Source organism: Leptospira noguchii serovar Panama str. CZ214, from assembly GCF_000306255.2.
Lineage (GTDB): Bacteria > Spirochaetota > Leptospiria > Leptospirales > Leptospiraceae > Leptospira > Leptospira noguchii.
The window spans coordinates 103,402-124,933 of sequence record NZ_AKWY02000034.1 but is presented as its reverse complement, the minus strand read 5'-3'; the positions used below and the strand labels follow the sequence as shown (position 1 = coordinate 124,933).

At 36.8% G+C, this 21,532-nt stretch carries 14 protein-coding genes; 5 read left to right on the top strand and 9 right to left on the bottom strand.

Annotated elements, in window-relative coordinates; translation table 11 throughout:
* Window positions 1–334 precede the first annotated feature (334 nt).
* Window positions 335–1,087 carry a pyridoxine 5'-phosphate synthase gene (locus tag LEP1GSC059_RS17875; protein ID WP_002178831.1) on the top strand — a complete coding sequence of 251 codons (753 nt, stop codon included), beginning with the start codon at window positions 335–337 and terminating at the stop codon, window positions 1,085–1,087.
* Here LEP1GSC059_RS17875 and LEP1GSC059_RS17870 read toward each other — a convergent pair.
* Complete coding sequence (locus LEP1GSC059_RS17870) at window positions 1,059–2,078, bottom strand: hypothetical protein (protein WP_020981308.1); 1,020 nt, start codon at window positions 2,076–2,078, stop codon at window positions 1,059–1,061. The two genes, LEP1GSC059_RS17875 and LEP1GSC059_RS17870, sit on opposite strands and share 29 nt — an antisense overlap.
* Between LEP1GSC059_RS17870 and LEP1GSC059_RS17865 the strand changes: the two genes are divergently transcribed.
* Window positions 2,020–3,843 carry a S41 family peptidase gene (locus LEP1GSC059_RS17865; protein WP_036026454.1) on the top strand — a complete coding sequence of 608 codons (1,824 nt, stop codon included), beginning with the start codon at window positions 2,020–2,022 and terminating at the stop codon, window positions 3,841–3,843. The two genes, LEP1GSC059_RS17870 and LEP1GSC059_RS17865, sit on opposite strands and share 59 nt — an antisense overlap.
* Window position 3,844: 1 nt before the next feature.
* Window positions 3,845–5,443, top strand: coding sequence for an L-aspartate oxidase (gene nadB, locus LEP1GSC059_RS17860; RefSeq protein WP_017214646.1), 1,599 nt, complete (start codon window positions 3,845–3,847; stop codon window positions 5,441–5,443).
* Window positions 5,444–5,740: 297 nt separating this feature from the next.
* Here the strand turns inward: nadB and omp85 (LEP1GSC059_RS17855) are convergent, their stop codons facing one another.
* From omp85 (LEP1GSC059_RS17855) to LEP1GSC059_RS17840, 4 genes are all read right to left on the bottom strand, one after another.
* A complete protein-coding gene (gene omp85 / locus LEP1GSC059_RS17855; protein WP_020981142.1) occupies window positions 5,741–7,345 on the bottom strand; it encodes an Omp85 family outer membrane protein in 1,605 nt (534 codons plus the stop codon).
* A gap of 691 nt (window positions 7,346–8,036) precedes the next feature.
* Window positions 8,037–8,720 carry a surface adhesin Lsa25 gene (gene lsa25, locus LEP1GSC059_RS17850; RefSeq protein WP_002178619.1) on the bottom strand — a complete coding sequence of 228 codons (684 nt, stop codon included), beginning with the start codon at window positions 8,718–8,720 and terminating at the stop codon, window positions 8,037–8,039.
* 7 nt (window positions 8,721–8,727) lie between these two features.
* Window positions 8,728–10,266 carry an Omp85 family outer membrane protein gene (gene omp85 / locus LEP1GSC059_RS17845; protein ID WP_017214645.1) on the bottom strand — a complete coding sequence of 513 codons (1,539 nt, stop codon included), beginning with the start codon at window positions 10,264–10,266 and terminating at the stop codon, window positions 8,728–8,730.
* Window positions 10,267–10,936: 670 nt separating this feature from the next.
* A complete protein-coding gene (locus LEP1GSC059_RS17840) occupies window positions 10,937–11,584 on the bottom strand; it encodes a M23 family metallopeptidase (RefSeq protein ID WP_002178590.1) in 648 nt (215 codons plus the stop codon).
* A gap of 458 nt (window positions 11,585–12,042) precedes the next feature.
* On the opposite strand from LEP1GSC059_RS17840, the gene LEP1GSC059_RS17835 reads away from it, so the two are divergent.
* Entirely contained in the window at window positions 12,043–12,555 is a 513-nt protein-coding gene (locus tag LEP1GSC059_RS17835; protein ID WP_002153975.1) for a GNAT family N-acetyltransferase, read from the top strand.
* A 321-nt stretch (window positions 12,556–12,876) separates the two neighbouring features.
* Here the strand turns inward: LEP1GSC059_RS17835 and omp85 (LEP1GSC059_RS17830) are convergent, their stop codons facing one another.
* Complete coding sequence (omp85, locus tag LEP1GSC059_RS17830; protein WP_020981150.1) at window positions 12,877–14,322, bottom strand: Omp85 family outer membrane protein; 1,446 nt, start codon at window positions 14,320–14,322, stop codon at window positions 12,877–12,879.
* Between the two features lie 692 nt (window positions 14,323–15,014).
* On the opposite strand from omp85 (LEP1GSC059_RS17830), the gene LEP1GSC059_RS17825 reads away from it, so the two are divergent.
* The gene (locus LEP1GSC059_RS17825; protein WP_017214642.1) at window positions 15,015–18,689 is read left to right on the top strand and encodes an Ig-like domain-containing protein; all 3,675 of its coding nucleotides are present in this window, start codon (window positions 15,015–15,017) and stop codon (window positions 18,687–18,689) included.
* Window positions 18,690–18,808: 119 nt separating this feature from the next.
* Here LEP1GSC059_RS17825 and LEP1GSC059_RS17820 read toward each other — a convergent pair whose 3' ends face one another.
* The 3 genes from LEP1GSC059_RS17820 to LEP1GSC059_RS17810 all read right to left on the bottom strand — a co-directional run bounded on the left by LEP1GSC059_RS17820 (window position 18,809) and on the right by LEP1GSC059_RS17810 (window position 21,327).
* Window positions 18,809–19,408, bottom strand: coding sequence for a hypothetical protein (locus LEP1GSC059_RS17820; RefSeq protein ID WP_020981241.1), 600 nt, complete (start codon window positions 19,406–19,408; stop codon window positions 18,809–18,811).
* Window positions 19,409–19,440: 32 nt separating this feature from the next.
* The gene (locus LEP1GSC059_RS17815) at window positions 19,441–20,436 is read right to left on the bottom strand and encodes an adhesin OmpL37 family surface protein (RefSeq protein ID WP_017214641.1); all 996 of its coding nucleotides are present in this window, start codon (window positions 20,434–20,436) and stop codon (window positions 19,441–19,443) included.
* Between the two features lie 369 nt (window positions 20,437–20,805).
* Complete coding sequence (locus LEP1GSC059_RS17810) at window positions 20,806–21,327, bottom strand: M23 family metallopeptidase (protein WP_017214640.1); 522 nt, start codon at window positions 21,325–21,327, stop codon at window positions 20,806–20,808.
* Window positions 21,328–21,532 lie beyond the last annotated feature (205 nt).

The window sequence follows — 21,532 nt, the reverse complement described above, 5'->3', positions numbered from 1 at the left end:
CAGAAATAATTGGAACCTCTTACTTGAAGGACGGGCGAAAACCTTAACCGATTTTTGAAAAAAACGCAAGGAAAGAATCCTTTGATTTTTCTTTTTTTCGATTTTTAAAAATAGGATTTTTTTTAAGAGATAGTTTTCAAAGTTGAACTGACGTATTTATACTCGTTTCTTTTTTAAAGTTTTAAAATAAGATCTCAAAATGTAGGTGAGTTCTACTCGAGAACTATAAAATCGAATTTTTAGAATTCGTTTCAAAATTTATGTACTCTATTCTGTAAAAGATCAGTAAAAACGAATTTACGTTTCTAAACCGTATTAAAAGGAGAATCCTATTTTGAAAATCAAACTGAGCGTAAATATCAACAAAATCGCCACACTGCGTAATTCTAGAGGGGGGAATATTCCGAATCTATTACATTTCGCGAATTTGATTTTGAAAGCGGGGGCTCACGGAATTACCGTCCATCCCAGAGAAGATGAAAGACATATTCGAAAAGAAGATGTATTTGTTTTGAAAGAATTTATTGATTCCTACAACCGAAAGAATAGTATAAAAATAGAATATAATTTAGAAGGGGAACCTTCTCCCCGTTTTTTGGATTTAGTTCTAAAAGTAAAACCTGATCAGGCGACTCTCGTTCCAGTAACTCCGGGAGAAATTACCTCGGATCACGGATTCGATTTTGAAAAAGATATGGAAATCCTTTCTGAATATTCTAAAATTCTAAAGAAAGATAAAATACGAGTCTCCCTTTTTGTAGAAACCGGTCTGAAAAACCTAAAACTCGCCTCTTTTTCTGGCGCAGATCGAGTAGAGTTTTATACGGGTCCTTTTGCAGAAACATTTGATCATTCTCCCCAAACTGGAAAAAAATTTTTTGAAACCGAGTATGTCCCAGCCGCTACCGCAATTCTAAGCCAAAAAATGGGAATCAACGCCGGTCACGATCTAGATCATGAAAATTTGAAAATTTTTTCCAGACTTCCCGGACTTCAAGAAGTGTCTATTGGCCATAGACTGATTTCCAGAGCCTTGGAAACCGGAATTGATCAAAGTGTTAAGGATTATCTTCAAGCTCTTTTGTAAGATGTCTAAATCCTTCAAAACTAGGATCCCCTTGAATCAAATAAAAGGCTGCTTTTTTGAGATTGAGTGCCAAATTTTTAGAGTGTTGGCTCTTTTGAGAAACCTTTTCCAGGCTTTCTTTGAACTTTTTTAAGTGTTCTATTGCCTGTACTTTATTTTTAGATTTTACAGATTGTCTAAATTCCTTCCAAGTTTTTGTAACTTCCTGGTTTGGGATTTGCATCTTTTCTAAGGTTTGTCTACGTACCGTTCCGCTAACGTCCCAAACTTCTCGATACGGATGTGAATTCTCTAGAAATTTATAATATTCTTTTATATAATTTACTTCATTTGGTTTTAAGTGAACCAGAGATTCCGATTCTCCCACACATTCCGCAAAAATTCCTTTTTGTAAGGATTCCTTCCCGATTTCTTTTAAAGCGGCCAGTACGATCAAATCCGAAAGTGTTTCGTTCTTTTTCCCTTCTTTACAGTTTTTAATCGCTCTGAAATATCTCTTTTCCACTTCGTTTACGGAAAGTGCCTCTCCTTGTTCTAACTCCAAATGATACGCAATCTGAAATACCTGATCCCTATAAAGGCTATCAAACGGATCTGCTTTTCTGGCTCGAAGCGCATATTCCAATGCTTCTGGATAATTTTTTGAAGAGGCTAAAAGTACAGAAAGATTATAACAAGACAAGGCTCGATCAGGATGTAAGGATCTACAACTAGATTTAAGCAGTTTAACAGAAGATTCCCTTTCTTCTGAGGTTCCGTAGAATTCTACAATCGCCTGTTCTTGTACCATTTCTAAGGCGAACCTTCCGGAACCGGGCATGGAAACAGTCGAACAGCCAAATTCGAAAATCAATAAGATAAAACTTACGTTCCAAATAGATTGACACTTTGAGATTTCAATAGAGAATGAACCGAAAATTTTCTGAAAGGACATGAGTTTGAAAAAAGGATCTACCGCATTTTCGTTGTTACTTTCCACTCTTTTGGCCATTTTTATCCTATTCTGCGAGCCTACATCCGGCAAGTCCCCGGTCAAGGCGGACTTTACACTCAAAGATTTTGATAACGTCGTAAGTCATGTTTCTCGTTACTATATCGATAAAAATATCGATAAAAACCGAGCCTACCGAGAAGCAGCAATCTATGCTCTCTTATCTCTTCCTCATTCCATTTATCTCTATCCGGAAAGTTATTTCAAGGAAAGAGATAAATACGAAGAAAAAGACGAAATTTTTCCGGGTAAAACGTTTAAGATTTCCACAGACGATTCTTTCATCCTCTTTGATCCGGATTATGCAGAAGTGGAAAAGATACGAGATCGTAAACTCAAAGAAGACGCAAACAAAACCAAAGTAAGTGACGAAGAAGTTAAAAAGATCGTAGAAAGAGAAAAGATCCGTAAAAATGTTCTTTCTTCTAAATGGGAACGAACCGGTTTTAGTAAAAAAGATTTTGACCGAGTTTTAGCATTTATTGAAACCAATTTAGACAAGTATAAAGATTCTCCTTTAAAAGATCCTTTTGGAGAATCAGAAGAAAAATCCAAAGAACCGTTTACGATGAATGACGTGATGCTTGCAGCGGCGAACGGTTATTTATCTTCTTTAGATCCCCATAGTAATGTTTTTTTAAGATCCGCTTGGGAAGAATCTATGGCCAAAATTCAAGACGGAAGTTTTGAAGGAATCGGTGCCATTCTTTCTGGTGGTGGCAATAAAGAAGTTGTCGTAGAAAATCCGCTCGAAGGAAGGCCCGCGGTCAATGCCGGAATTCGTTCCGGAGACGTAATCCTAGCAGTAGATGGAAAGTCGATCAAAGGAATTCTTTTAGACAAGGTAGTAGAAAAGATCAAAGGTAAAAAAGGCTCCAAGGTAGCACTTACCATTCAGAGAAAAGGAGTTCCGGGCACATTACACATTGAAGTAGTAAGAGATACGATCGAGATCAAAAACTTAAGTAGTAAACTCATTGAAGGTCATGAACATATCGGTTATATCAAACTGACCGGTTTTGTGAAGTCTGAGGAAGGCCCTTCCGTAGACCGGGAAATTATAGAGAAATACAAGGAATTAGATAAAGAAGCACAAGCGAAAGGAACCAAACTCAAAGCGTTGGTTTTGGATCTAAGAAATAACGCTGGCGGTTATTTAGATCTTGCAATCGACATCGCGGATATGTTTATCGAAAAAGGTCTGATCGTTTCTACAAAAAGTCCAAACCGTAGTCCAGAAGACGCCTACGCTAAAAACAAGGACATCACCAATTTGCCGTTAGCTGTTCTAATCAATGCTAAATCTGCTTCTGCTTCTGAAATCGTAGCCAGTGCAATCAAACACCACGGAAGAGGAATTCTATTGGGAGAAAGGACTTTTGGAAAGGCTACTGTACAAAAGTTAATGCCCTTAGGCAACGACTACTTGATTAAACTTACACAAGCTCGTTATTATTCTCCTTCCGGAAACACGATTCAAGTTGTAGGAGTCAAACCGGACATAGATATTTCTTCCGAAGAAGACGGTTCGTTTCCGTTTCGATTTAGAGAAGAAAATATGTGGAACCATCTTTCTGAACTTCCTCCCGAAGCTGAAGAAAAAAGTTCCTTTGACATAAAGAAGTTAGAAGCCTGGGTTCAAAAAAACGGAAAGGCATCCGAATTCATTGCGGTTCATAAAAACGATCCGATCAAACCGGACTATCAATTGATCCGTTCCTTGGATTATATAGAAGCCCTACTCAGTATTCAAAAAAAGAAATAACATGCCCCGTATCAAAACGGACTTTTTAGTCCTAGGGAGCGGAATTACGGGCCTTTTTGCGGCCTTAAAACTCGCTCCCTACGGCTCCGTAATCATAATCACAAAAAAATCGGACTATGAATCCAACACAAACTACGCACAAGGTGGAATCGCTTCCGTATTTGCAGAAGGAGACAAATTAGAAGATCACGTAAGGGATACTTTAGAAGCGGGAGCCTGGCTTTGTGACCCTGCTGCGGTTCAAGTTTTAGTGGAAGAAGGACCTCCTTTAGTAAAAGAACTTTTAAATTTTGGAGTTCCATTCAATTTAGAACCTTCCGGTAAATTTGATCTTTCCAGAGAAGGAGGACATGGTAAAAACCGAATTGTACACGCACACGACCGAACCGGAAGGGAAATTGAAAAAACCCTTTTGAACGTTGTAAAAAAAAAATCAAATATTCAAATATTAGAATATCATACTTTAGTAGATTTAATTACCCCACATCATCTAAAACGAAAAGGTTTAATCTGTTACGGCGCTTACGTTCTTTCCAACCATACTGGAGAAGTGTTTCCTATTTTGGCAAAAGAAACAATTCTTGCCACAGGTGGTGCTGGTCAGGTTTATTCTCATACCACCAATCCTAAAATCGCTACCGGAGACGGTGTCGCTTCTGCATACAGAGCGGGCGCTCTCATTAAAAACATGGAATTCTATCAATTTCACCCTACCGCACTTTATCACAAAGATGGAAATTCTTTTTTGATCTCAGAAGCGGTGCGTGGCAAAGGAGCGATTTTACTCAATCGGGACGGTGAAGCTTTTATGAAACGTTATCATCCTATGGGTGATCTGGCTCCTAGGGACGTGGTAGCAAGAGCCATTGATTCGGAGATGAAAAAAAGAGGAGAAGCTCATGTTTGGCTGGATGTCACACATCTTCCTTCTTCTCAGATCATAGAATCCTTTCCTTCTATTTACGAAAAATGTAAAGAACTGGGAATTGACATCACCACCGATCGGATTCCAGTTGTTCCTGTTGCACACTTTTTGTGTGGGGGTGTGGCTTCGGATTTAGAAGGTAGGACTACGATTTCTAATCTTTCTGCAGCGGGAGAAACCGCATGTACTGGTGTTCACGGCGGTAACCGCCTTGCTTCTAACAGTCTTTTGGAATGTCTCGTATTTTCTAATCGGATCGCTCAAAGAATTTCAAAAGAAAATCCGAAATTTACTAAAACTCACGATGAAATCCCTTCTTGGAACAAAGAAGGAATGGTCAACACAGAGGAATGGGTTTTGATTTCTCACGATCTAAACGAAATTAAAAATACAATGAGTAATTACGTTGGAATCGTTCGTTCTAATCTCAGATTGGAAAGAGCAAAACGTAGAATGGATCTGATCTACGACGAAGTTAAGGATTACTATAATCGGACCGTGATCACAAATCCACTTATTGAATTGCGTAACTTGGTGATTGTTGCAGAACTGATCATTCGTTCTGCACTCTCCAGAAAAGAAAGCAGAGGTCTTCATTTTTCCACAGACTATCCTGAAAATAGAAACCCTTCTAGAATCGATACGGAAATCGGAAACGATAAAGTTCTTCTTTGATTTGAAATTGTAGGAACTATTACAAAATCCGAATTTTACAGTTAAACTCTGCAATTGTGGGAACTATTACAAAATCCGAATTTTACAGTTAAACTCTGCAATTGTGGGAACTATTACAAAATCTGAATTTTACAGTTAAACTCTGAATTTGTGGGAACTATTACAAAATCTGAATTCTACAATTAAACTCTGAATTTGTGGGAACTATTACAAAATCCGAATTTTACAGTTAAACTCTGAAAATGTGGGAACTATTACAAAATCTTTCCAGGGAAGAATCTTACCACTGAGATTGTCTCAGAACGCGTGACTAAAATTGACAAAAAGTTGTTTGTCTTCTCTGGAAACTGCATAATCCATCATGATAATCGTCGCTTGATTCCAAGCAATTCTAAGACCTAAACCCTGAGAATATTTATAATCAGTTAAACCCGCCTTGTGTTCATCGTTCCAAACCCTACCAAAATCCCAAAAAGGAACTAAGTTTAAAGCGAAGTATTCTCCCCCGACTGAAAATGCCCAAAATTTCCAACGCAGTTCCAACGTACCAAAACCCATCGCACGTCCCACAAATCGATCCTGTTTGTAACCCCGAAGAGTTCTAAGCCCGCCCAAACCGGAGACAGTGTTTTCCGTCCCCCAAAGATTTCTATATTCAAAAAATGGAACATTCCCATCCGAAATCCCAAAACCAAATCTAGAAGCCAAAACCAACTTTTCAAACGTCTTCGGAAACGGGCTGTAAAAGAATTTTGCGTGTCCAAAATACTTCTGAAAATCAAAATCGGAACCAATCGTTTTAGAGGCCTTTTCATAAGTGCCTTCCAAAAAAACACCAGAGTTTGGATCTGGTTCAAAATCTCTCGTATCATACACAAAACCAATCTTAGCAGTGTTTACAAATCCTCCATGATAACCTAAAATTTTTCCGGCCTCCGCGTCTTCAGTAAGTCTGGTTTTAGCGTTTGGAACCTGCCCCGAATTGCTAAAAGGAGTTCCTTCAAAAATCGGGTCTATTGACTTTACAAATTTTCCGTCGTTCACATATACAATGTTATTCGAAAGTCTAAAACCAGCCACGAGTCTTACAGTTCCATGAAAAAAAGATCGCTCTGTACTGAAATTCAACTGAGGAGTTTGGATCGTATAACGGTTATACATACGATCGGTCACATTAAACCCAGGACCAGAGGGAACTCCTGAATAAAGCCTACCTCCAAGTTCAATCGGATCTCCCGGACCTCCGGGTCTTTGGTATTGAAACGTAGATTCCTGCAAACCATATTGCCCATTCGTAATCTGTGGCGCGCCTGGTTGATTTCGTTCGTGATACGTCAAAGGTTTTAACGTAGATTCTCCTACTCCAAAGTACAAAGTAGTAGGAGTAATCGTAAGTAAAGCATCTGCACGAAGTCTCCACTGTGTATTAGCTACATAAGGCATATCTAAACTGAGCTGGTGATATTGAGCATTTTTTGTCGTATTAAAATATTGCGCGAAAAAGCGAAGTCTATACGGAGTATATTCAAAAAACGGATCACTTTTTTTTCCGTTGTTATAGCCATAAACTCTAACACCATAGCCTATTCCTTCGTTCGGATCAGAATTGATCAGAGGAAGCCCTGTAGGATACCAACCTTCTTTCTTATTATCCAGATCTTTTTTACACATCTGTTTGGCCCTATCGATCGAAAACGGAAGATCCTTTCTTGCTTCCGGTTTGTCACAACCCGTAAAGTTTTCTTGGGCAGAAATTTTGAAAGAGGGAATAAAGATACATCTAGAAATTACAAAAATTGTAAAAAAGGATTTGTAAAAATTTTTTAAATCCCACGTTTTATCTTTGTAAAAAATAGAAACAGAAAAGTTTTGCAATTTTAAAATTGAATTATCGTTTTTCATATTTTTAGAACCAAGAATTTACGATTCTTCATCAGAATCAATCTACGTTAACAAAATAAAATATACTATTTTAAGTATATTCTAAAAAACTCATCTAACAATCTTTCCATTTTCGGTAAAATACTCAAAAGCTTCCTAAATTCTAAAATCGCCCTAAAAATCTTTTTCATAAACCGGAGAATATGATGGATTATTGTATAAAACAAGATCCAAATTTTTCAAAGATCTTATTTTAACTTGAGTTTAACGTAAGAAAATCTGGGTGAATCCGGCTTGCCAAAGGTAAGCCTCTCCGTTCGGGTTAATAAATTGTATGAAAAAAACGTAATACAACATTTAGTCTTTAATTACAATTTATTAACGGCGCATCGATCCCTGCGCATTAACGCACGTTATTTTAGAAAGTTAAAATCCGTTATACGAAACCCTTTCTCTAAGACAAGTGAAAAGAGTATAATTTTAAAACAAAAATCAGCTAAAAAATACCGATCTCTCGTCGTAACGATAACAAAATACAACGAGTTTTTTCAAATTTAACTTTTTATCCAATTTTAAACTCTTGAACGATTCTTCCAAAGTGAAAGGTAATAGTTTCCACACAAACACTCGCCTAATTTTTTATCAACCGAGAAGTTTTAATACAAACTTCCATTAAGATTAAGCCCATAAAACTTTTTGGCCTCCCAATTTATTAGGGAAGACTTCTAACACATCGGACAAAATTTCGATTTGTTTTTGCAAATGCCATTTCTTCCCCAAAATGAGAAGCTTCAAAACTGATTGTATGAGCCGTATCTACAGTTCCTTCCTTTGCCCAAGAAGTCCAATAATGGTCTTCTACAGTATTCGGAAATTTCAAAAGAAAAGAATTCAAACTTCCAGAAGCGGTCAAAGCCTTTAACTCTGGTAAGGTGGGAAGTCTCCAATCAAAATGTCCTGCGGTACGATCCTGAGAACAAGTATCGTATGCCTCGCTCGTTCCGGAAAATCCAGGAGTTTGTCCCACCAAAACCTGCGGGATAGATATTACATTACAGTCATTTAAATTGAGAGAACAAAATTGAAAAAGAGAGGCTCCGTATCTTCCTATAATAGTAGAAGCGTCGTTGATTCCTTCACAATCGTATTGGCCGTTTTGCCCTACTCGAAGAACCTGTCCCTGTGTACAAATTTTCCACATCAACTTACTCGTTGTATCAGTGATTGTTCCGGAAGTAGTATCTACCGAATAAGGATTAAAAAATAACATACCTGCAAGTAATACTTTCTCGTCCTCGTTAATAAAACCCAAAGTAGTATCGTCCGGTTTCTCCTCGCAATTTACGAAAAAAGAAAATAAGATATAGAATATTAGAATATACTGATATTTTTTCATGATTTCCTCAGAAAATGTGGTTAAAGTTCATAAATACTTGTTTGTCTTCCTTGGAAACCGCGTAGTCCAACATAAGTATCGTACTCTGATTCCAGGCGATTCTAAATCCTAAACCTTTGGAATATTTATAATCCTTGAGACCTACGTTATGTTCGTCGTCCCAAACTCTACCAAAGTCCACAAAAGGCACCAAGTTGAGGGCAAAATGTTGTCCAGCAATGTTAAAATCAAAAAACTTCCAACGAAGTTCTAGGTTTCCCCATCCCATTGCTTTACCAGCAAATCGATCTTGTTTGTAACCTCTTAAAGTCCTTAATCCTCCGAGCCCGGTAATTCCACCTTCCGTAGACCATAAATTTCTATATTCAAAAAAAGGAGCGTCTCCTTCGGTCAAACCGAACGCCCCTCTACCTGCAATGACTAATTTATCAAATACTTTTGGAAACGGACTGTAGAATAATTTGATCTGAGTAAAGTATTTGGAATATTGAAAATCAGATCCAAAGGCCTTAGCAACTTTTTCATAAGTCGCTTCTACAAACATTCCTCGGTTTGGATCTGGTTCTAAATCTCTGGTATCTAAGACCAATCCAAATCGGACCGAATTCACATTACCGCCGTTAGCTCCTATGATTTTTCCAGCCTCTGCGTCTTCTGTTACTTTTGTTTTTGCATTGGGAGTCATACCAGAATTACTAAAAGGAGTTCCTTCTGTCAAAGGATCCGTACTTTTTACAAACTGTCCGTCAAAGGTTTTGATTATGTTCTGAGAAACCCGAATTCCTGCGACCGTTCGAACCAAACCTCCAAAAAATATATGTTCTCCACTTAGATTGGCTTGCGGAGAACGGATATCATAGCGGTTATACATTCGATCCGTGACCCGAAACGCATCATTATTTGGAAACCCGGAATAGTTGGTTCCTTGAAAATCTAACGGATCTCCAGGACCTCCAGGTCTTGTAAAATAGATATTTTTTTCCCTCTCGTGGTAAGTAGCGTTTCTTACGACTTCACCTCCGGGTTGATTGCGTTCTTGATAGGAAAGTGTTTCTAAAGATTTCTCGCCAATTCCATAGTATAAAGTATTTGGGTTTGTATCGTAGATCAAATCTCCTCTCAGTCTCCACTTGGTATCGAAAACATAAGGAGCGTCAAAACTGATATCTTGATATTGTCTATTTTTAGTCGTATTAAAATACTGAGCGAACATTCTAAATCGATACGGAGCGTATTCAAAAAACGGATCGGATTTTTTACCGTTGTTGATTAAAAACACCCGGACCCCGTATCCAACACCTACGTTCGGATCGGAGTTTAAAAGAGGAAGACCGGTAGGAAACCAACCTTCTTTCTTTTTACAAATATCTTCCGGCCTCAGACGTCTCATTTCGGAGATAGGAAATGGTAAATCCGTTCTTGGTTTCCGTTGGACATCGTCCATAAATGCCAACTTAGAACAATCTTGTTGTTGTCCATAGGCGGCTCCGGTCGTTACAAAAAACAGACTGATTGCAAAACTTACGAATATCAGAAATTTCTTCATGGATTTCCTGTTTCTATATTTCAGAACCAAACGGAAACGGTTCAAGCATATACTGTCAATTTGATTTTTCAAAGAATCTCAGAAATCGATTCGATCGACATTCTTTTATTCATAACGTTTGGTATGATATTTATTACAAAAATCAAAATCCAATAGGAAAGCAACTTTTTATCACAAATCTGGGAATGTTGAGTTTGAATACTTATCTTTAACGTGAGTTCGGCCATGATTCATTTTTCTGAAAAAAAAAAATTGGAATCTGGATTTTGAAGACTGATTCCTAAAATGTGGGAACTATTACAAATCACGATTTTACGAACAAATTCTAAAATTGTAGGAACTCATACTTTTAGAAAACTCTTTCTTCAACCGAATTCATATACTCTATAGTTTAAAAATGTGGAAACTATTACAAATCATGATTTTACGAACAAATTCTAAAATTGTAGGAACTCATACTTTTAGAAAACTCTTTCTTCAACCGAATTCATATTCTCTATAGTTTAAAAATGTGGGAACTATTACAAATCCAGAATACGACCAGTAGTTCTCACATTTGCAAAGTTTTGTGAAAAACGCTGAGAAAAATTCAGGGCACTTGAAACCTTCTTCTGGTTTCGCGACAAAACATTTCACAAAAGTTCTTTTCTGTAGGGGAAAATTTTTATACTCATTTCAATTTTCGATTTTTACGGATAAATACTTTTGGATTGAGATAGCCAGAAGTATTTCTACTATAACCAGGCCCGGTCGAAAGAAAGAAATCATCCCTCATTTCGAAGTGAAGATGTGGTCCGTAACGACCATTGGCGTCACCAATTCTACCGATCATTTTGCCTTTTTTAATTCGATCCCCTTTAGAGACGTTTATCTTAGAAAGATGTGCATAAAGAGAATTAATTCTTTTTCCGTTAGGAAGTAGATGAGTAATCATAATTACAGATCCCCAACCTGGACCTTCGTCACCTATAAATTTCACGATTCCATGTGAAACCGCATAAACCGGATCTCCATAGTCGTTTCTACCAACCGCATTCCAATCCTCACCTAGATGAAAATTTTTTCCAAAAGGTTGTTTGTCTATATAACCCTTTGCGCTTGGTTTCCCCACTGGAAAGTCAAAACCGTTGGAAATATATTCGTTATGTTCAGAAAAAAATTTATCAACGGAGTCAAGTTCAAGTTCGTCTCGAGAAGATTTAAAGATTTTAGAAATTTCTAATTTACTTTCTGAATAAAGCGCAAAAGTAAAAATCAGACATTGTACAATTAGATAAAATTCTAAAATCTTTTTTGCCACTGTAAAATCAATTCTCATTCTACTATTTGGAAGTATTTTAAAAAAGGGTTAAAAGATATAGTCTAAAAAAGTCGTTCTTTTTGAATCAGATTCAATTTGTGAAAACTTCTGCGTCTTTGCAAAATCGACGATTAATTTTGGGTATTTTCAATACGTTCAAGTTCAGGATCTTACTAAACTTATAAAACACCGTAAATTCTGAAACAAATCCCAGTTCAGAAACGGACTTTTGAAAACCATTTCATAGTTCTTGAGTAGCGTTTTACAAAAAGATTTCTAAATACGGTTCCAGTTCAATTCATAAAATAGGAGATGTAAATCTATGGACAGATTGAATCTTTAGAAAAAATTAGAGTTATTGAAAAAATAATTCTCCATCTGCTTCAGTTTTATGGAAACAGTCGATTGAAGTAGTTTTGTTAAACTGAACTATGGAATTTTTCAACAACTCTAATATTTTTCTATTCGAAACCCAAATGCCCAAGTCTAAAACGAATTCAAAACAATTTCAAATTGCTAATTTGCTTCCGGAACATAGAGAAGCCTCAATCGAACTCGTAAATCAATTCTTTCGCTTAATCAACTCTTTGCAGTTAGACGGAGTATTTAAAATTCGTCCCCGCGCGGGCACTAAGATGATAGACGTCTATCTAAAACTAAAAGGCACTGGAAAAGTATTACTTTTAGGAGGTTTTTTAGGAGATGAACTTGTTTCTCTTTTGATAGCCAGAACGGAAGACAAACCTTATTTAGAAGAACAGAAAACTCTATTTATCGATCTGGCCGTAACCAAACGAGGAAAACAAAAATCAGGTTATATGAAACCATTGGTTTTAGCATGTGAATCTTGGGCAAAAGACCAAGAATTCAAAAGTATAGAACTCAGAGCCATAATAGAAAACGAAAACGCAGTTTCATTTTGGAAGGCAATGGGTTACGATCCTTTTTATATTCGATTTAGAAAATCATTTAACGAAAATTCTATCTAAAAAGTAATCTCTTCTTTTAAAGGATTTCAGAATGTTTCGTTTCGAAATATCTAAAGAACGTGAATTCGCCTCCATCATTCCTTTTCTAAAAAAAGTCGGAATCTGGATTTTATAAATCATTCCTAAGATGTGAAACTACCACGAAAATTGAACAAGATTAGACTGCTTGAAAATTCACAAATTGTCAAATGCGACTTAATTTGTAGGAACTACTGCATTTTATTAAAAATTTCTAAAGAATGATCGCGTAAAATTATTTGGAACAAGCTCTTATAAAAATTCTTTTTCAACCGAACTCAAATTCAATGATTTCAGTAATATTCAAAACGCATGACTAAAATCCACAAACATTTGAGAATCTTCTTTTGATTTTGCAAAGTCGATCAAAATTACAGTAGCCTGATTCCAGATAATTCTAAATCCACTTCCCCAAGAATGTTTATAACCTTGTAAATTAATTCTTTTTTCGGAATCCCAAACCCTACCTACATCAAAAAACGGAACTAAACTCAAAGTAAAAAGTTCATCAAAAATTTTGAATGTAGCAAATCTCCAACGAAACTCCGCACTTCCAAAACCGACCACCGGAGCAACAAAACGATCTTGTCTATAACCCCTCATCGTTTGAAGGCCACCAATTCCAGTCATAGGTCCGTCCAAACTCCACATATATCTTACTTCAGAAAAAGGAGCACCAGAAGAAGTGTAACCTAACGCAACTCTTGTGGCGAACACCAATTCCTCAAAAACACTTGGCAGAATTTTATAAAAATATTTTGTCTGAAAAAAAATCTTGTTGTAATTAAAGTCGGAACCAGTGCGTTTAGAAACGTTTGCCACATTCAACTCTGCTAATATACCTCGATCCGGGTCTGGCTCAAAGTCTCGAGTGTCATAGGCGATACCCGCTCTAAAATAAACTATATCTCCTCCGTTATATCCTCGGATTTTTCCGGCTCTATAATCTTGGGTCAGTTTTGATTCTCCATTTGGAACCGGAGTTTCCCAGATACTTCCGGCAAAATATGGATCTTTGGAAGGATTCCAAACTCCGTCGGAATGACCGATAATATTTCTGGAAATTTCATTTGCAATCACCCATTTCCAAGCCTTCCAAAAGGTATAATCAATTCCATTAAAGAAAGTAGTAGAATTGAACAGATACTGATTATAACCCTGATCGCTTACCGTTGGAGTAATTTCCGAACCTGTACGAGAAGGGCGAATGTATGATTGAGAAGTTTCGTAGGCATCAAAACTTGCATTTCCTACCCGACCAATCCCAGGTAAATTTCTAGGGCTATAAGAAAGAGATTGAAGAGAGGATTCTCCAATTCCAAAGTATTGAGAATTAGGATTGTAATCCAAACTAAGACTACTTTTCCATCGAAACGCAGTATTTAAGATATAAGGAGAATCAAACTGTATAAAATGATTTTTAACTCCCTGGTTAGTTTGAAACAATTGAAGTGTAAGTTTACTTCGATACGCTTCGTATTCATAATATAAATCTGTTTTCTTTCCGTTAAAAAATAAACTCGCACGAATTCCACCTCCTTGTCCCCTTACGGGATCCGAACTCAATAATGGAATCGCTGTTACATACCAACCTTCTTTTTTTTCCGCAAGTTCACCAGGCTCCAATTTTTTTCCTTCATCTAAAGGAATCCGTGCCTCTGGCAAATTTCTAAGCCCTTCTCCAAAAATCGGAAATAAGTTCCAGATCAAAATCCACAAACCAATCCAATTCCAAAAAATACGATTCATAATTTAGTGTGAGTTCGATTTATAAAAATTAGAAAAACATTTTCCTTTCTAAAAGTAGAAGTTTTTTATACTAAGGTTTGATTCTTTTTTCAAAAAATAAAATTCATTACTTAATAAATAGATTCTAATGTTAGAAATTTCTTTGGGAATGTGTTCTACTGTAAAATCCAAAATCATATCGACAATTCCCTTTTTAGTCCATTCACCTAATAGTCGTAAGATGATACACGTAACAAGCTCAATCGGAATCTAAACAAAATAATTAAGAATCGAGAATAGTTGATGAAATCAGACTTGAATTTATTAATTCAACATTGAAAAGAATACGCCTAAAAATAAGGATTCCAAAAAGTGAATTAAAATATCTATTTTAAAAATCGGTAAGAACACCACAACCCTTTAGCCTTTTTAGGCTATCAAAATTAACCATAAAACTTTATATAAATTGCTGTAAGTTTGATTTCAAATTTCAATTTTATATTCTTTCCCATACAGCTCGTAAAAAATTTAAAACCGACCTGATTTGAAAGTAGACATCAAGTTATAATATAACCAGTATTTAGAAAAAAAGTATGTTAATATTTTTTCATCTTTTAGGCGAAAGAATTTGAATTTTTTATCAAGTTAAAAATCCTTTTTCTAAAACTTAATTTCGATGCAACTCTTTCTATAGTTGTTGGAGCCTTTTTTCAGTGACTTTATATATAAAAACTTTCATTTCTTTTTCCATTTTGATTCTGGGAAGTATTGGTTGCGTTCAAGGAAAAGGAAATTCAATGCCATTTTTTGCATATTTAGATTTTAGCAATCGTAGCATAGATTCTCTATTTAACGTTTCTCAAATTTCTCCCGGACCTAATGTCACCGGAGTTTCTTTAAACACATCAATCCAAGTTGGTTTTAGTCAAAAATTAGATTCCTCTAGTATCCAATCTGATTCGATCCAACTAACACAAGGAAATACGATCATTCCAGGAAATCTTACTTCTACAGAAAAAACTCTTTTATTCAATCCAACCTCTTCCTTGGCTGCATCGACGGTCTATTCAGTTAGAGTTTCAAAAAACCTAAAGTCAATGGACGATTCTTCTCTTTCAGAAGACTATACTTGGAGTTTTACTACCAACACAATTGTTGATTTAGTCGCGCCAGACGTATCTTTAAGAACTCCTGCCATAGGTGCTAATTTAGTTCCTAATAATACTTCCATTCAAATTGCGTTTACCGAAACAATGGATTGTGCTTCCATCAACACTGTAAATTTCACATTAAGAAATAACGTTACCAACGCATTAGAATTCAGTAATGTAGCTTGTTTAGGATCCGTTGCCACCCTTACTCCTAACAACCCTCTTGCTTTCAATACCGTTTATCGTGTGGATATTCTTTCGACGGCAAGAGATCTTGCTAATAATCCTCTTGTAAATTCGTATAACTGGACTTTTACGACTGGTTTGGCCCCAGACTTAACTGCACCGACGGTTTCCTTTGTAAGCCCCTCTCCCAACGCACAAAACATTCCTATCAACGAAACGATCAGTATCGCCTTTAGTGAACCTATCAATTGCGCCACGATCGTAGGAAGTATCGTTTTAGATGACAATATACTTTTACCCGGAACTATAAACGGAAATCCAGGTTGTACCGGCACAACCGCATCTTTTACTCCTTTGGCACCTTTGGCACCGAATACAAATTATGTGGTTACCATCTCAAACGCGGTTACGGACTTACAAAACAATCCTCTCACACCTAATAACTGGACTTTTACGACCGCTGCTGCCGTGGATAATGTCCAACCGTCAGTGACTTTCACGCTTCCTACCGCCAATTCAAACGGGATAGGAACCAATACCAGTCCTATGGTCGTTTTTAGTGAACCTATGGATTGTGGTTCCGTGACAACCACATCTTTTCGACTAAAGGCGCAAGTTACCGGAACTTATCTTACAGGAAGCGTAAACTGTTTTGGAACTTCGGCTACTTGGACCCCAATTCCTGCAAATCCTCTTGCTTTTAATACCACTTACACGGTAGAAATCGATCAGGGAGCATTAGATACTTCTAATAATCCTCTCATTCCAACAAATTGGAACTTTACGACTGGGCCAGGGCCAGATCTAATTCCTCCTAATGTTGCCTTTGTTACACCTGCAAATGCTGCCGTAGGCGTTGCGATCAACGGAGGTGTGAGTATCGCTTTTAGTGAAACCATGAATTGTGGAAGTATTTTAGGAGGTATCACCTTAGACGATGATCCTACAACTCCTGCTACAGTAATTCCAATCAATATTAACTGTAATGGAAATACAGTTTCTTTTGCTCCAGTAACTCCTCCGCTTGCGTTTAACACTACTTATACGGTGACAATCGCAAATACGGTCACAGACAGCGGCAATAATACATTGAATGGTGGAAACTATGTTTGGTCTTTTACAACAGGCGTTGCACCAGACCTTGTTCCACCTCAAGTTTCTCTTGTAAGCCCTATTCCGGGAGCGGCCGGGGTTGCTACGAATACAAACATTACGGTTGCTTTTAACGAAACCATCAATTGTTTTACTTTAAATTTTACAGTTAATAACGGGATCAACGGTACTGTAAATTGCTCCGGATCTTCTGCTACTTTCGTTCCTAACGCATTAACCCCTCTGAATGCTGGTACGAATTACACGGCAACAATAGCAACAGTAAACGATCTTGTAGGAAATCCACTTGGCGCAGCCTACAACTGGACTTTTACGACCGGAGCCGCCCCAGATTTAATTCCCCCTGTGGTTACAATTCAGAATCTGAGAAATAATTCTATTGTAGAAAGTGGTTTTGTAATCGGAACGGCAATAGACGCTGGTACGATTGCTTCCGTAGAAGTTTCTTTAGACAACGGAGCTTTTTTGCCTGCAACTGGAACCAATCCTTGGAAATTTCAACTTCCTTCGAATATAAATACTTGGAAACAAAATTCTCAACACACGATCACCGCAAGAGCTAAAGACTTAGCCAATAACCAAACAACTACAGTAAATATTTCGGTTCGAAAAGGAAACAATAAGGATATAAACGGAGACGGGTACGTCGACATTGTATCTGCAGAATACGGACAAGGTTTACTTTATATATTTCATTCTTCTGGAAACGCTGGAATGACAATTACAAACGCACAATCTGCAAGTAAGATCATTGTAGGAGTCGCAGCGGAAGAATTTGGACGAACTGTTTCTATGGGAGATTTAAACGGAGATGGATACGCAGACGTAATCTCTGGTGCTCCGGGATGGAACGGTGCTCAAGGTAGGGTTTATATATTTCATTCTTCTGGAAATTCTGGAGTTAATATTTCCTTTTCTGGTTTTGCTACTAAAACGATCAGCGGTATAAATGCAGGAGCCAGATTCGGAGATAGTCTAGCTACGGGTGATCTAAACGGAGACGGTTACTCCGACTTGGCTTCGGGAGAACCTATCTTTAACGGTTCTCAAGGTAGGGTCTATGCATTTCATTCCGCTGGAGCAGCTGGAGTTACACAAACCAACATTGGTGTCGCAAATTCCACTCTCACAGGGGAAAATGCAAACGATCGTTTCGGATATTCTCTAAGCGTAGGAAATATGAACGGAGATAATTTTGCAGATCTTGCAATTGGCGCCCCCGGTTATGGCGCAGGTGTAGGTGGAGGATTTGTATTAAATCAAGGTAAGGTTTATATCCATCACGGAGCAGTTGGTGGATTAGGAGGAATAATCACAGCTCTTACCAATGATAGCGCTGGAAACGCAGGAGAATTCGGTATCAGCCTATCTGCAGCCGATTTTAACGGAGATGGCAACTCCGATCTTGCAATTGGAAGTCCTATTTTGGGAGGTGGATTTGGAAGAGTTTCCGTATTTACATCTGCAGGAGGTGTAGGTATAAACACATCTACAATTGGAAATGCTCCGCTTATGATCAATGGAGCCGGAGGCGCAAACGCATTCGGAGTTTCTTTAACTGCACAAGATTTAAATTTAGATGGAAGACCGGATTTAATTTCTACAACCGTAAACCCCAATAGGGTATTCGTTTTTCATATGCCAGGGGCCGGGGCAATCGGTGGATTTTTAACCACTGGTAACGCTACTACACAAATCACGAGTGCGCTTTTTGGAATTGGTATTTCTGCAAATGCACCTAGAACTCCTATTTCCGGTGGAGACATCAACGGAGACGGTTTTCCAGATTTATTTGTCGGGGGAAGTTCTGATAACATTTTTATTTTTCATTCTTCACAGGCAGGAATCGGTTTGCTGACGAATACCACTGCCACCGCCGCAGGAGCAATTACTAGTTCCGGACTTGCCAATGGTTTTTTTGGATGTAGTATTTACTGATTGGAATTTTAGTTTATAGAGTTCGTTTTTAAACTAATAACAAAACGATTTTCTAAACAGAAAAAATAAATGCCAAATAAAGAATTAGAAATCCCGAGTAAGTAAAGTTTACAATTTCTTTATATAGACTTCTTTTTTAAAACCCTAATATATTCGTTTGGAATTTCAAAACTCATAGTTTGAAAAGCACTTAAAGAATATTGAATGGATCTTCCATAAAGAATCAGCGCATAAAAATTATTTCCGTCACGATCAAACTTTTCAGCCTGATCTAACTCTTCTTTTGCCATTCTAAAGTAAGTGGCCGCCCTTTCTTTCTGAAACGTAGTCATTGAAACATCTTGACTTTTTTCTTTTTCCAAATACTTGTCCGAATAAAATCGAATCAGATTCTTAGCCAAAACTTTTCCTTCTAAATTAAAATCGGAAGCAGTTTTAAAAATAGCCCTTTCTAAAAGTAACATAGACTTTTCTCTTTCCCGAAGAGACTCAAAATGCGCCGAATTTTGAAAACGATTTTTCAGAGATATAAGTCTGTTCCAGTTTTCCTCTTGGTTTTGAAACGGAATCGATTTTCTAGATTTTTCTAAAATCCGAATTTTTTTTTCGACCGATTTTTTCTTCTCTCGATACGAAAGAGTTCCCGCATTCAAGTGACTTTGTAATAAAACAATTACAAACAACAAAGAAAAAACAGATCTTATTTTTTTCAAAAACATTCAATCAATCCTATTCGTATTTTAGAATGTACTTAATTTTGTGTTTTTACAGGAACAGGCGGTAACGTTTCTTTTTGAATCGCATCACTAGTTTTAATTTCTTCGTTGCTCATATCCATCAGAGAAATTCTTCCGGAAGTGATAATACCGTAATTGTCGTCGTGTATTTCAAGAATATCGATCGGTTTATCTTTTGCTTCTCCGGGTGGTACAATTTTTCTTTGGAGCAAATCGTTATCTATATAATTGATCAAAGTATTTCTCACCTTTTCGTAATCGCTAATACTTTCCTTTTCTACTTCGGCTCTCACATCATCCAAATTTACAAATTGATATTCTGGTTTATCCTCGGTTGGAGTTTTAGAAGCGATCATCGCCAAAAGAGCGAACTTTCTGGCTCTTCGAGCAATTTTGATCCCTTCCCCGTGTAAAAGAAGTTTATAACGAAACTGATAAGGGGAAGAATTATACGCGATCGTAAAATGATCTTCCGAACTTTTCAAATCCCTAAATCCTAAACGAAGTAGGTGTTGTGCAATCTTATCATTACTTCTTACAATTAAGGGAGAAGCATATTCCAAAAGTATTCTAGAGTTTTGAAGATATTGTTCGTGAGTCGCTTGATAAAGATCTTTCATCTCACCCTGCGCCCCTCTTAAGTTTTTAAAGGAAAGACTATAATTGCTCTGAAAATACAACATATTTCCATTAAAATCAAATTGATTTGCTTTTTTTAAACTGTTGTAAGAAGGAAGCGCACCTAACTTTTTATATAGTTCTACTTTGTCCCCGGCTCCAGTAGTTGTGTTGCCCACTTCCGCCTTAGTATTATTAGGCGGACTTACATCCGAGTTTGCAGGTTCCAAAATTGGGGCCAGGTTGCTCACACAGATATTGATAAATTTCAAATTGGTTTTATTTTCCCCAATTAAAATTCCTAAGTTGATCTGATCCGGCGAAACCGCCCAAAGCAGTTCTCCGAAAACTAATATAATTACGATCAGTATGGTTTGAATTTTAGAAAGCATGGTGTTCTCTATCTTTCAATATCGGCCTACTCGATTTTTTTCACGGAAAAAATCGCAAAAAATACCACTCTTTAAAGTATAATTTTCGCCTGAGTAACTTGGATTTGAGTTTTCGTTGTGCTCAAAATTTCAAAATCTTTTTAACTTGTGAAATTTTTTATTCAGAATCTACCCAAAACCCGCCAAACAATCCATAAAAAACGAAACACTTAAGTTTTATAAAACGCAGGAACCCGTACTGAAATTAAATCTCGGAGATAACTAGAAATCGATGTAACGTAAGAAACCTATAAAATTCTCAAATAAGGATCGTACATTCAAATTTCTGCATGAATCACTGTGTAGCCAGCATCAAATTAAAAATTTATTTTATAGATTTGAATTTGTAAAATATGGAATCGGATTTAAGTAAAACATTTTTTTCCATCCTTCCCTATCCTCGTCTGCAAGCCAAACATAAGGTAGAGGAGTAATGATCGAATAATGTAAATGTAATGGTTTGCCGATTGCGTTTCCAGTATTGCCAACTATTCCAATTATTTCCTCTCGATTGATCCAAGACCAAGTCGAAATTTTAATTTCCTTTAAATGCGCGTAATAATGAAATCTCCATTTAGGCCCTAGGATTAGAATTACATTTCCACCCATTGAAATCTCACCACAAAAAACAACCAAACCTGGTGTTGCGGAAAAAATCTTCTTTCCTTGTTTTGCAAAGATATCCACACCTTTGTGAGTTCCAGATCTTCCCCAAGGATAAAACCAAAAAGATTGAGGATGATAACTGGAATGATTTGCACCTTCCACCGGCATCGAAATTTTTTGCGGAAAAATAAATCCCAAAACTACAATTATTATAAGAAGTAAAAGAAGATGATTCTTTCGTGCCATTTTAAAATTCAAATCATATATCAATTTACTCAATACAAGAAAAAAATCGTATGTCCTTCTTTTTTTAAAAGCCATTTCAAAAATATTTTATTTTTAATTAAAATGAATCCTTACTCCCTGCTCACATTAAATAGTAGATTCAACGCTATTTTAAAGTGATTTATTCAAATCTTGGGAGAAAAAGCCAAGGCTCTCTCTTATAAAG

Bases quoted from the DNA above. Each gene is read 5' to 3' on its own strand.
- LEP1GSC059_RS17865 (WP_036026454.1), top strand. From the start codon at position 2,020: ATGAGTTTGAAAAAAGGATCTACCGCATTTTCGTTGTTACTTTCCACT.
- LEP1GSC059_RS17870 (WP_020981308.1), bottom strand. From the start codon at position 2,078: ATGGCCAAAAGAGTGGAAAGTAACAACGAAAATGCGGTAGATCCTTTT.
- nadB (WP_017214646.1), top strand. From the start codon at position 3,845: ATGCCCCGTATCAAAACGGACTTTTTAGTCCTAGGGAGCGGAATTACG.
- omp85 (WP_020981142.1), bottom strand. From the start codon at position 7,345: ATGAAAAACGATAATTCAATTTTAAAATTGCAAAACTTTTCTGTTTCT.
- lsa25 (WP_002178619.1), bottom strand. From the start codon at position 8,720: ATGAAAAAATATCAGTATATTCTAATATTCTATATCTTATTTTCTTTT.
- omp85 (WP_017214645.1), bottom strand. From the start codon at position 10,266: ATGAAGAAATTTCTGATATTCGTAAGTTTTGCAATCAGTCTGTTTTTT.
- LEP1GSC059_RS17840 (WP_002178590.1), bottom strand. From the start codon at position 11,584: ATGAGAATTGATTTTACAGTGGCAAAAAAGATTTTAGAATTTTATCTA.
- LEP1GSC059_RS17835 (WP_002153975.1), top strand. From the start codon at position 12,043: ATGCCCAAGTCTAAAACGAATTCAAAACAATTTCAAATTGCTAATTTG.
- omp85 (WP_020981150.1), bottom strand. From the start codon at position 14,322: ATGAATCGTATTTTTTGGAATTGGATTGGTTTGTGGATTTTGATCTGG.
- LEP1GSC059_RS17820 (WP_020981241.1), bottom strand. From the start codon at position 19,408: ATGTTTTTGAAAAAAATAAGATCTGTTTTTTCTTTGTTGTTTGTAATT.
- LEP1GSC059_RS17815 (WP_017214641.1), bottom strand. From the start codon at position 20,436: ATGCTTTCTAAAATTCAAACCATACTGATCGTAATTATATTAGTTTTC.
- LEP1GSC059_RS17810 (WP_017214640.1), bottom strand. From the start codon at position 21,327: ATGGCACGAAAGAATCATCTTCTTTTACTTCTTATAATAATTGTAGTT.